The following is a 10,535-nucleotide window of genomic DNA, read 5'->3' as shown; positions in this document are numbered from 1 at the left end:
GGGTGATGGCCAGCGACTGGGCGGGGAGGCGGAGGCCGATTTCGTCGGAGGTGATGGGGTCGTCGGAGGCCAGGAGGATCGTGCCGGCCGGCAGTGGCAGGGTCACGGACTCCAGGGAGAAGTTCACCGTCACCGCGATCGAGCCGCGCCACATCAGCAGCCACTTGCCCAGCGGGTCCAGCTCCACCCGCACCCGGTCCAGTCGCGGGTCGGACAGTTCGGGCAGCGCCTTGCGCAGGGCGATCAGGTCGCGGTACCAGCACAGCAGCGACCAGTGCGCCTCTTCCTTGACCTCGCTCCAGTCGAGCTTCGAGCGCAGGAACGACTCCTCGTCGGACGGGTTGGGCGCCTCCCAGACGTATCCGAACCCGTCGAACTCGTGCTGCCGCCGCGCACCCTCCGTCTCCCGCAGGTGCGGCTCCACGTGGTCGGAGAAGAACAGGAACGGCGAGCGCGCCCCCCACTCCTCCCCCATGAACAACATCGGCGTGAACGGCGAGGTCAGCAGCAGCCCGGCGCCCAGTTTGAGCGCCGGCATCGGCAGCCGGTCGCCCGCCGGGCGGTTGCCGATCTGGTCGTGGTTCTGCAGGCAGGCGACCAGCCGGTGGCCGGGCACGCCGGCGAAGGAGGCGCCGTGCGCCCGGGAGCGGAAGCTCGAATAGCCGCCGTCGTGCACCACTCCGCGCGTCAGCACCTTGGCCAGCGCCGAGAGCTGGGCGAAGTCGCGGTAGTAGCCGTGGCTCTCGCCGCTGACGGCGCAGTGCAGGGCATGGTGGACGTCGTCGTTCCACTGGGCGGTCATGCCGAGGCCGCCGGCGTCGAGGGAGCGCACCATGCGTGGGTCGTTGAGGTCGGACTCGGCGATCAGCGACAGGGGCCGGCCGACCGAGCAGGCGAGCGCGTCCACCTCCTCGGCCAGCTCGGCGAGCAGGTGCGTGGCGCGCCGGTCGTGCAGCGCGTGCACGGCGTCGAGCCGCAGGCCGTCGATGTGGTAGTCGCGCAGCCACTGCAGCGCGTTGCCGAGGAAGTAACGCCGCACCTCATCGGAGTCGGGCCCGTCGAGGTTGACCGCCTCGCCCCAGAAACTGCCCTCGAACCCGGCGAAGTACGGCCCGAACGGCCGCAGGAAGTTCCCCGACGGCCCGAGGTGGTTGTAGACGACGTCGAGGATGACCCCGATGCCCGCCCGGTGGCAGGCGTCCACGAACGACTTGAGCCCGTCGGGCCCGCCGTACGTCTCGTTGACGGCGTAGAGGTCGACGCCGTCGTAGCCCCAGTTGCGCCCGCCCGGCACCGGCGCCACCGGCATGACCTCCACGAAGTCGACGCAGAGCTCCACCAGGTGGGGCAGCTTCTCGATGGCCGCGGCGAACGTCCCCTCCGCGGTGAACGTCCCGATGTGCAGCTCGTAGATGACCGCGCCGCGCAGGTCGCGACCCTTCCAGTCGTGGTCGGACCAGGTGAAGCGGGCGTGGTCGTACACGGCGCTCGGCCCGAACACCCCCTCGGGCTGCCGGCGCGAGCGCGGGTCGGGGTACGGCCCGTCGCCGTCGACCACGAAGGCGTACCGGGTGCCGTGTCCGGCGCCCGCCACGTCCGCCGTCCACCAGCCGCCCTCACCGGGCGACATCGCCCGCCGTCCGCCGAGGACGTCGACTTCCACCGCCGTGGCCTTGGGGGCCCAGACCTCAAAGATCATGTCTCTCCAGCAGTGCGACCGGATACTGACCGAGCAGGTGCGCGAGGGGGGTGCGCCCGGAGACGAGCGCGCCGGTGAGCAGGTCACGCCAGGCGCCCGGGGGCAGGGTCAGCGTGGTGGTCCCCCAGCCCGTGGCGGCCAGGCGTACGGGGAGGCGGGTGGCGACGGCGACGGCGACGGCCTGCGGCCGCTCGCCGCGGGCGAAGGCGATCACGTGCTCCGCCCGCTCCCCCTCCGCCCCCAGCGGCGTGTACGGCGCCGCGCCCCCGAGCCGCCGGCGCAGCCGCAGCGCCTGCGTGGTGACCAGCAGCTTGGCGGAGTCCCAGGCGGTCTCCGGCTTGCGCGGGTAGCTCACCGGCCGCCGGTTGTCCGGGTCGACCAGCGAGAAGTCGGTGATCTCGTTGCCCTGGTACACGTCGGGCACCCCGGGCATCATGAGCTGCACGAGCTTGGCGCCGAGCGAGTTCGACATCGCGTACGGCTCGATGCGCTCGGTGAACCCGCCGATCGGCAGCCGCACGGCCGCCTCGGCGAAGGCGCGCAGCCGCCGCTCGTAGCCGGGGTCGGGGTGCACCCACGAGATGGCGGTCTTGGCCTCGCGGGCGGCCTTGAGCAGGAAGTCGGTGAAGCGCTCCGCCGAGATCGGCCAGGCGGCCATGAGGTTCTGCCAGGCCAGGTAGTCGAGGTGCGGGTCGAAGCTGACCTGCGCCGACCATTCGGCCACCGCGGCCGCCCACTCCCCCGGCATCTCCGACAGGACCGACAGCCGGGCCCGCACGTCCTCCGACCGCTTGGTGTCGTGGGTGGAGAGCGTGGTCATCGTGTACGGGGACATCTCCGCGCAGAAGTCGTGGAACTCCTCCACCGACACCCCGAACGCGTCCGGCTCCCCGCCCACCTCGTTGAGGCAGGCCAGCGGGAACCACCGGTAGAGCGCGGTGTCCTCCACGCCCTTGGCCATGACGGGCCCGCACGTCTGCTGGAAACGCACAATCGACTCCGGGGAGCCGTACAGGACCTGGCGGACCAGCGGCTGGACGGCGGGAGAGCAGGACTCGGCGGCCATCTCGACGATCTCCACCGACTCGGGGGGCGCCGGCTCCCCCGGCACCACGTACGCGCGGTAGACCGGCATCGCGGCGAGCAGTTCGCGCACGGCGGCCGGGTCGCAGGCGGTGGCGCGGGCCAGCCGGTCGACCTCGGCGCCGAAGAACAGGTCGAGCACATCGCGCTTGGCCTGCGCCATCACGGGGCGGTACTCGGCAGGCTGCCCCGTCATGTCTGTAAATATCTGGATCAGGGGGTCCTTGCCGGAAGGGTCGACGAACAGGCCGTTCACCCGGTTGAGCACGTCGTAACCGGTCGTCCCGTCGCACGCCCAGTCGCTCGGCAGCCGCTCCGGCCCGATGAGGATCTTCTCCACCACCGTCCACCGCTCGCCCGCCCGCGTCCGCAGCCGCTCCAGGTAGCCGCGCGGATCGGCCAGCCCGTCGGGGTGATCGACGCGCAGCCCGTCGACCAGCCCCTCGTCGAGCAGCCAGAAGATCACCTCATGGGTGGCGAAGAACACCGACGGGTCCTCCACGCGTAGCCCGATCAGCGACGACACGTCGAAGAAGCGCCGGTAGCCGGGCCCCTCGCGCCAGTCGACCAGCCGGTAATGGCCCGGGTAGGGAAAGGCGTGCTCGTGGTAGCGCAGCACGTCGCCGTCGACCACGGGCTCGACGTCGTCGCCGATCACGGGCAGCGCGACCTTCCCGTCGACCCACTCGATGTCGAACCAGTGCGCGTACGGCGAGGCCGGCCCCTCCGCGAGCACCGACCAGAACTGCGCGTTCACCGTGTTCATGTGGTTGGGCACGATGTCCACCACGATGCCGAGGTCGTGGGCGGCGAGCTGCTGCGCCATCTCCCTGAACCCGTTCGCGCCGCCGAACTCCTCGCGGATCCTGGAGTGGTCGGTGACGTCGTAGCCGTGGCGCGACTCGGGCACGGACTGCAGCACCGGCGACAGGTAGACGTGGCTCACGCCGAGGTCGCGCAGGTAGCCGGCGATCGCCGCCACCTCCGCGAAGCCGAAGTCGGGGGTGAGCTGCACCCGGTAGGTCGAGGCCGGCCTAGACACGGCGCAACACCCGTACGCTGCGGCCGGGCACGTCGATGCCCTCGCCCGCCCGCACCATCCGGGCGTCGAGCCGGATCGGCATGGCCGTGTCGATCTCGGTGTGCCACATCTCGCCGTAGTCCTTCGGGATCGTGAACTTGATGGTGTCGTGGTGGGCGTTGAACAGCAGCAGGAACGAGTCGTCCCTGATGGGCCGGCCGCGCCGGTCGGGCTCGGTGATGGCGTCGCCGTTGAGGAAGACGGCCAGCGACTTGGCGTAGCCGACGTTCCAGTCGCTGTCGGTCATCTCCTCCCCGGACGGGGTGAGCCAGGCGATGTCGCTCAGACCGCGTACGGGCTTGCCGTAGAAGAACCTCCTGCGCCGGAAGACCGGGTGCTTCTTGCGCAGCTGGGACAGGCTCTGGGTGAACTCCAGCAGCAGCCAGTTCTCCCTTATGTCGGACCAGTCGACCCAGGTCAGCTCGTTGTCCTGGCAGTAGCCGTTGTTGTTGCCCTTCTGCGTGCGGCCCAGCTCGTCGCCGTGGGAGAGCATCGGCACGCCCTGCGACAGGAACAGCGTGGTGAGGAAGTTGCGTTTCTGCTGCTCGCGCAGCGACTCGACGGCGATGCCGGCCGGGCCCTCCTCGCCGCAGTTCCACGACCGGTTGTCGTCGGTGCCGTCGCGGTTGCCCTCTTTGTTCGCCTCGTTGTGCTTGGTGTTGTACGACACCAGGTCCTGCAAGGTGAAGCCGTCGTGGCAGGTCACGAAGTTGATCGAGGCGGCCGGGCGGCGGCTGTCGTCCTTGTACAGGTCGCTGGAGCCGGTGAAGCGCGAGCCGAACTCCGGCAGCGTCGCCGGCTGGCCGCGCCACAGGTCGCGGATCGTGTCGCGGTAGCGGCCGTTCCACTCCGTCCACCGCGACGGGAAGTTGCCCACCTGGTAGCCGCCGGGGCCGACGTCCCACGGCTCGGCGATGAGCTTGACCTGCGACAACACCGGGTCCTGCTGCACCAGGTCGAAGAACGCGCTCAGCCGGTCGACCTCGTGCAGCTCGCGCGCCAGCGTCGAGGCGAGGTCGAAGCGGAACCCGTCGACGTGCATCTCGATGACCCAGTAGCGCAGCGAGTCCATGATCATCTGCAGGACGTGCGGCGAGCGCATGAGCAGGCTGTTGCCGGTGCCGGTGGTGTCGACGTAGTAGCGCCGGTCGTTCTCGACCAGCCGGTAGTAGTTGAGGTTGTCGATGCCGCGGAAGCCGAGCGTCGGCCCCAGGTGGTTGCCCTCGGCGGTGTGGTTGTAGACGACGTCGAGGATGACCTCGATGCCCGCCTCGTGCAGCGAGCGCACCATCGCCTTGAACTCCAGCACCTGCCCGCCGCGCTGCCCCTGGCTGGAGTAGCGGTTGTGCGGCGCGAAGAAACCGATCGAGTTGTAGCCCCAGTAGTTGGACAGGCCGCGCTGCTCCAGGATGTGGTCGGTGACGAACTGGTGCACCGGCATGAGCTCCAGCGCCGTCACGCCCAGCTTGGTGAGGTGGTCGAGGATCTCGGGGTGGCCGAGCGCCGCGTACGTGCCGCGCAGGTGGCGGGGGATCTTGGGGTGGCTGATCGTCAGCCCCCGCACGTGGGCCTCGTAGATCACGGTGTCGTGGTACGGCGTCGCGGGCGGCCGGTCGTGCCCCCAGCCGAAGAACGGGTTGATGACGATCGACCGCGGCACGTACGGGGCCGAGTCGAGGTCGTTCCTGGTCTCGGGCTGGCCGAAGCGGTAGCCGTACACCGCCTCGTTCCACCGCACGTCGCCCTCGATGGCCATGGCGTACGGGTCGAGCAGCAGCTTGTTCGGGTTGCAGCGCAGGCCGCGCTCGGGGTCGTACGGCCCGTGGACGCGGTAGCCGTAACGCTGGCCGGGGCCGATGCCCGGCAGGTAGCCGTGCCAGATGAACCCGTCGACCTCGGTGAGCGGCACCCGCCGTTCGCCGTTGCGATCGTCGAAGAGGCACAGCTCGACCTTGTCGGCGACCTCGGTGTAGAGCGAGAAGTTGGTGCCGGCGCCGTCGTAGGTCGCCCCGAGCGGATAGGGGTCTCCCGGCCAGATCTCGATCATCGAGGCTCCCTTGCGGTCTCTCCCCATGTTCCGTTCCCCCGCTCTGCCCGACAACCCCGGCCCCCCGGCCGATCACCATGGTCCTTTCCACACTCGGCGTCCGATTACTCCCCATGAGTGAGCCGCCCCCGACGGCGCGGTATCGGAGACGGCTCACCCACCAGCATGCACGCGCCCGTTTGCCGCTGCCGTTCTCGGCTACTTGCGGGTGGCATGGGCGGTTTCAAACAGTTCTTACTTCGAGGCAACGTCGTCGAGCTGGCGGTCGCGGTGATCGTCGGCGCCACGTTCAGCGGTCTGGTGCAGGCGCTGGTCGCCGACCTGATCACACCCCTGATCGGCGCGATCACCGGCGGCCGGCAGCCGGACTTCGCGTCGTACTCGTTCACCGTCAACGGCAGCCGCTTCCGGTACGGCGACTTCCTCAACCACCTGCTCAGCTTCCTGATCATCTCGGGCATCGTGTACTGGCTGGTCGTGGCGCCGATGACGCGGCTCGTCGGCCTGCTCGACCGCCACAAGGCGGCCACCACCAAGCAGTGCCCCGAATGCCTGTCGGAGATCCCGGCCGAGGCCCGGCGGTGCGCGAACTGCACGGCCCGCCTGGTGCCCGAGTCCGAGAAGCCGAGCTAGCGGTTTGCGGAGGTCTTGCGCCCGTTTGGCATGGGCTGGGCTCGGGTCCGACAAGATGGACCGATGAGCGTTGAGTTGATGGTCTGGGACGAGCCGGTCCCGATCAGCCGGGACCAGGCCCGTGCCACGTACCTCGCGGTCAAGCGGACCGAGCCGGGGGGCGGTGACGTGCCCGGCGTCGCCAAGGAGTTGCCCGGGCAGGTCACGCTCTACCCGGGGCACGTGCTGGTGACGATGGACCTGGACACGATGGACGAGATGTCCGCGCAGGTCTTCGCGGTCGCCCGCGCCCACGGCATGGTCTGCTACGACCCGCAGCGCGACCTCGTGCACAACGTGGCGCCTTTGGGCGTCTACGAGGGCATGCAGCTGCACACGGGAGACGGCATGATCGTCCACGACCCCGACCTCGGGCTGGTGCACGACGTGCTGGCCACGCTCTCGCCGCAGAACCCGTTCGTCGCGCTGGTGAACTTCGGCCGGCACTTCCTGCAGGTCTCACCCGGCTACGAGCTGGAGTACAAGGAGGGCACGCTCATCCGCACGACGGTGCCCGAGCTGGCCGAGGTGCAGCGGGCCTTCCACGAGTACGCGACCGGCGGCCGGGAGTTCCTCGACCGGCACGCCTGGCAGGATCAGGCCGTATGAGAACCCTGTACCCTCCGATCGAACCGTACGACTCCGGCCTGCTCGACGTGGGCGACGGCAACCAGATCTACTGGGAGGTCTGCGGCAACCCGCACGGCAAGCCGGCCGTCATGCTGCACGGCGGCCCCGGCGGCGGCTGCGACCCCAAGCACCGCAGCCAGTGGAACCCCGAGCTCTACCGGATCGTCCTGTTCGACCAGCGCAACTGCGGCCGGAGCCTGCCGCACGCCGCCGACCCGGCCACCGACCTGAGCGCCAACACCACCTGGCACCTGGTGGCCGACATCGAACGGCTGCGCGAGCACCTCGGCATCGAGCGCTGGCAGGTGTTCGGCGGGTCGTGGGGCAGCACGCTGGCGCTCGCGTACGCCGAGACCCACCCCGACCGGGTGAGCGAGCTGGTGCTGCGCGGCATCTTCACCCTGCGCCCGCAGGAGCTGCGCTGGTTCTACCAGGAGGGCGCGAGCCATCTCTTCCCCGACCTGTGGGAGCGCTACGTGGAGCCGATCCCGCCGGAGGAGCGCGACGACCTGATCGCCGCCTACCACCGGCGGCTCGAGGGCCCCGACGACGAGGCCAGGCTCGTGGCGGCCCGGGCGTGGGCGCAGTGGGAGGGGGCGACCGTCTCGCTGCTGCCCGATCCCGAGCGGGTGGCGGAGTTCGGCGAGGAGAAGAAGGCCGTCGCCTTCGCCAGGATCGAGAACCACTACTTCACCCACGGCGGCTGGTTCGAGCCCGGGCAGCTGATCAGGGACGTCGGGAAGATCCGGCACATCCCGGCGGTGATCGTGCAGGGCCGCTACGACGCCTGCACGCCCATGGCCACCGCGTGGGACCTGCACAAGGCCTGGCCGGAGGCGGAGTTCCACGTGGTCGACGACGCCGGGCACGCCTACTCCGAGCCCGGCGTCCTCGACCGGCTCATCGCGGCGACAGACGCGTTCGCGCCAGACGTACCGCGGGAGTGACGGCGCCCACCAGCAGCAGCGTGAACAGCGGCGCCAGCCCCACGCCGAGCAGGAACCCGGCGACCACGTCGTGCGGATAGTGCACGCCGACGAACACCCGCGAGAACGCGATGAGGGCGGCCAGCGGGAACACCAGCCAGGCCAGGCCCCGCCAGGCCAGCACGAGCGTCGCCGCGGCGCCCGCGGCGATCACCGTGTGGTTGCTGGGGAACGACCAGTCGGCCGGGGACGGGCAGGCGGCGATCGTCGCCACCCCGCCCCGGCACGGCCGTTCCTCCCTGACGATCACCTTGACGACCTCGCTCACGAGGTACGCCAGCGTGATGCCGACCGGGCCGGCCACCACCAGCGCCAGGTCCCGCGCCGGGCCGCGCCACGCCCGCAGCGCGGCCACCGCGAACAGCGCCGCGAACAGGAAGAGCCCGCCGTCCGTGCCGACCTCGGCGAGCGTGTGCAGCCACTCGGGCGTGCCGAGAGCGAAACCGACGATGTCCTGATACACACGTGTCCAATCCGTTAATGATCAATGGACACGACCTTACGGACATCGCCGGTCAGATGCCTCGGCCGAAAGAGGGAAAGTCGCGGAAGGCCGGATCAGGTGAGCAGCCGGCGCGCCAGCGCGGCCTGCTTCGTCTCCAGCTCCCCCTGGGTGATGAGACCGCGGTCGAACGCCTCGGCGATGGCGTCGCGCTCGGCCACGTAGTAGGCGGCCATGATCTCGCCGCGGAGCGGCGTGAACCCGCGCTCGACGCAGTCGGAGAAGACGCCGACCTTCTGCTCGACCGTGTCGGCGGCCACGGTGCAGGCCAGATCGTGCTTACGGAGCTGTTCGACCGCTTCAAGAAGCGTGACCGGGCCGAAGGACCCGACGAACTTGGTCTCTAGGGTGATCTTCACTTTCTTTACTCCTCCACAGGTTTGCAACGTTCCGATCAAGGTCGCGTATTCCCTGGTGGGAGCGGGTAAGAGGGCTTTCGTGATCGGTGGGCACGTGATCGTCGGGTATGCGAACGACCGGGGTGGGCGCGACGCGCTCGCCCTCGGCGCGTCCATCACCCGGCTCACCGGCGGCGAGCTGACCATCGCGACGATCTACCCGCCGGGCAGCCCCGGGCTGGCGGTCGAGGCGCAGGCCAACCTGGCGCACGCGGCCGAGGAGCTGGCGCCCGCGCCGACCGGTTACCTCACGTTCGAGAGCCGCGGCACCGGGCGGGGGTTGTCGGTGCTGGCCAGCAGGATCAGGGCCGACCTCATCGTGGTCGGCTCGGCGTCCGGCGGGCAGCACGGCCGCATCGCGATCGGCGCCACCTCCGACCATCTGCTGCACCGCTCGTCCGAGGCCGTCATGATCGCGCCGGCCGACTACGAGCCTCCCGAGAAGCTCGACCGGCTCACCCTGGCCTACGTCCACCGGCCGCAGTGCGACGAGGCCGTCGGGCGGGTCGCCCAGGCGGCGCTGCGCCTCGGCGTGCCGCTCCGGCTCATCACGATCGACCTGCGCACCGAAGATCCCGACCGGCTGCGCGACGACCTGGCGCTGGCCGTACGGCTGGCGTGGGAGACGACCGGCATCGAGGCCGAGTCGGAGGTGGCGCAGGGCCACGATGTGGCCGCCGCGATGGAGAACGTCGCCTGGCTGCCCGGCGAGCTGCTGGTCTGCGCCGCCAGCGAGGACGCCGAGCCCCACCGCGTCTTCCTCGGTGAGCTGGCGATGAAGATGCTCCGAGCCTCCGACCGCCCGGTCACGGTCCTCCCCCGCGGCTTCTCCTAGCCCGCTCGCCCGGTGGGCGCCGCCTTCTCCGGTGCTCCTAGGCTGCGGGATGTGGTTGTGGCGCGCGTGATCGTGGTGGCGGTGCTGGCCGCCCTGTGCGGGGTGTACGTCCTGGCGGGGGCGACGGGGGCGCTGCTCGTGTTCGCCGTGCAGTGCCTGTACACGCTCTGGTCGCGGCGGTGGTGGCTGCTCGCGGCGCAGGCGCTGCTGGTCGTCTGGGTGAGCGTGGGGACCGGGGCGTCGGTGGTGATGCTCGGTTTCCTCGCCGGGTCGTTGCTGGTCACGCGGTTGTGGGCGCTCGCCCCCGGGGTGGTGCTGGGGGCGGCGGTGATCGCGTACGCGCGGAGCGGCGACGTGCTCGTCACGCTCGACCTGACGATCACCACGGTGCTGATGACGCTGATCGTGCCGGGGCTCATCCGGCTGGTCGAGCGGGTGGACGAGCTGCACGCCACCCGCCTGGCGCTGGCCGCCGCGGCCGTGGGCGAGGAACGGCTGCGCATCGCCTCCGAGATCGGCGACGGCCTGGGCCGCGGTCTGGAGACGATCGTCGACGGCGTGCGCTACGCCCTGGCCGAGCCCGCGGCCGCGGCGGCCAGCGC

Annotated in this window: 10 protein-coding genes; 5 read left to right on the top strand and 5 right to left on the bottom strand. The window is 70.5% G+C overall.

Annotation, left to right across the window (positions count from 1 at the left end; translation table 11 throughout):
- The 3 genes from treZ to glgX all read right to left on the bottom strand — a co-directional run.
- On the bottom strand, window positions 1-1,699 hold a 1,699-nt coding region (gene treZ, locus C1J01_RS41140; protein WP_111184466.1), incomplete at its 3' end, for a malto-oligosyltrehalose trehalohydrolase.
- Window positions 1,689-3,824 (bottom strand): malto-oligosyltrehalose synthase, encoded by a 2,136-nt coding sequence (treY, locus tag C1J01_RS41135; RefSeq protein ID WP_111184465.1) that lies wholly within the window; start codon window positions 3,822-3,824, stop codon window positions 1,689-1,691. The genes treY and treZ, both read right to left, overlap by 11 nt.
- Window positions 3,817-5,910, bottom strand: coding sequence for a glycogen debranching protein GlgX (gene glgX / locus C1J01_RS41130; protein ID WP_111184464.1), 2,094 nt, complete (start codon window positions 5,908-5,910; stop codon window positions 3,817-3,819). The genes treY and glgX overlap by 8 nt, the downstream gene beginning before the upstream one ends.
- Before the next feature lie 213 nt (window positions 5,911-6,123).
- Here glgX and mscL point away from each other — a divergent pair, with 213 nt between their 5' ends.
- From mscL to pip, 3 genes are all read left to right on the top strand, one after another.
- Window positions 6,124-6,543: a large conductance mechanosensitive channel protein MscL gene (mscL, locus tag C1J01_RS41125; protein ID WP_111184463.1), complete on the top strand. Its 420-nt coding sequence runs from the start codon at window positions 6,124-6,126 to the stop codon at window positions 6,541-6,543.
- Between the two features lie 63 nt (window positions 6,544-6,606).
- Window positions 6,607-7,191 carry a hypothetical protein gene (locus tag C1J01_RS41120; RefSeq protein ID WP_235855004.1) on the top strand — a complete coding sequence of 195 codons (585 nt, stop codon included), beginning with the start codon at window positions 6,607-6,609 and terminating at the stop codon, window positions 7,189-7,191.
- Window positions 7,188-8,159 (top strand): prolyl aminopeptidase, encoded by a 972-nt coding sequence (gene pip / locus C1J01_RS41115; RefSeq protein WP_111184461.1) that lies wholly within the window; start codon window positions 7,188-7,190, stop codon window positions 8,157-8,159. The genes C1J01_RS41120 and pip overlap by 4 nt, the downstream gene beginning before the upstream one ends.
- Here the strand turns inward: pip and C1J01_RS41110 are convergent.
- Both C1J01_RS41110 and C1J01_RS41105 read right to left on the bottom strand, forming a co-directional pair.
- Window positions 8,113-8,661 carry a phosphatase PAP2 family protein gene (locus tag C1J01_RS41110; protein ID WP_111184460.1) on the bottom strand — a complete coding sequence of 183 codons (549 nt, stop codon included), beginning with the start codon at window positions 8,659-8,661 and terminating at the stop codon, window positions 8,113-8,115. The genes pip and C1J01_RS41110 overlap by 47 nt on opposite strands.
- A 95-nt stretch (window positions 8,662-8,756) precedes the next feature.
- Window positions 8,757-9,059, bottom strand: a complete 303-nt coding sequence (locus C1J01_RS41105; RefSeq protein ID WP_111184459.1) for a hypothetical protein — start codon at window positions 9,057-9,059, stop codon at window positions 8,757-8,759.
- A gap of 94 nt (window positions 9,060-9,153) precedes the next feature.
- Here C1J01_RS41105 and C1J01_RS41100 point away from each other — a divergent pair, with 94 nt between their 5' ends.
- Together C1J01_RS41100 and C1J01_RS41095 are read left to right on the top strand one after the other, a co-directional pair.
- Window positions 9,154-9,933, top strand: a complete 780-nt coding sequence (locus C1J01_RS41100; RefSeq protein WP_111184458.1) for a universal stress protein — start codon at window positions 9,154-9,156, stop codon at window positions 9,931-9,933.
- A 51-nt stretch (window positions 9,934-9,984) separates the two neighbouring features.
- A partial coding sequence (locus C1J01_RS41095) for a hypothetical protein (protein WP_220040360.1) occupies window positions 9,985-10,535 on the top strand: 551 nt, incomplete at its 3' end.

The organism is Nonomuraea aridisoli, from assembly GCF_003236395.1.
In the GTDB taxonomy this organism is placed as follows: domain Bacteria; phylum Actinomycetota; class Actinomycetes; order Streptosporangiales; family Streptosporangiaceae; genus Nonomuraea; species Nonomuraea aridisoli.
The sequence above is the reverse complement of the archived record's forward strand: the minus strand, read 5'-3'. Positions and strand labels throughout refer to the sequence as shown.

Bases quoted from the DNA above. Each gene is read 5' to 3' on its own strand.
- glgX (WP_111184464.1), bottom strand. From the start codon at position 5,910: ATGATCGAGATCTGGCCGGGAGACCCCTATCCGCTCGGGGCGACCTAC.
- mscL (WP_111184463.1), top strand. From the start codon at position 6,124: ATGGGCGGTTTCAAACAGTTCTTACTTCGAGGCAACGTCGTCGAGCTG.
- C1J01_RS41120 (WP_235855004.1), top strand. From the start codon at position 6,607: ATGAGCGTTGAGTTGATGGTCTGGGACGAGCCGGTCCCGATCAGCCGG.
- pip (WP_111184461.1), top strand. From the start codon at position 7,188: ATGAGAACCCTGTACCCTCCGATCGAACCGTACGACTCCGGCCTGCTC.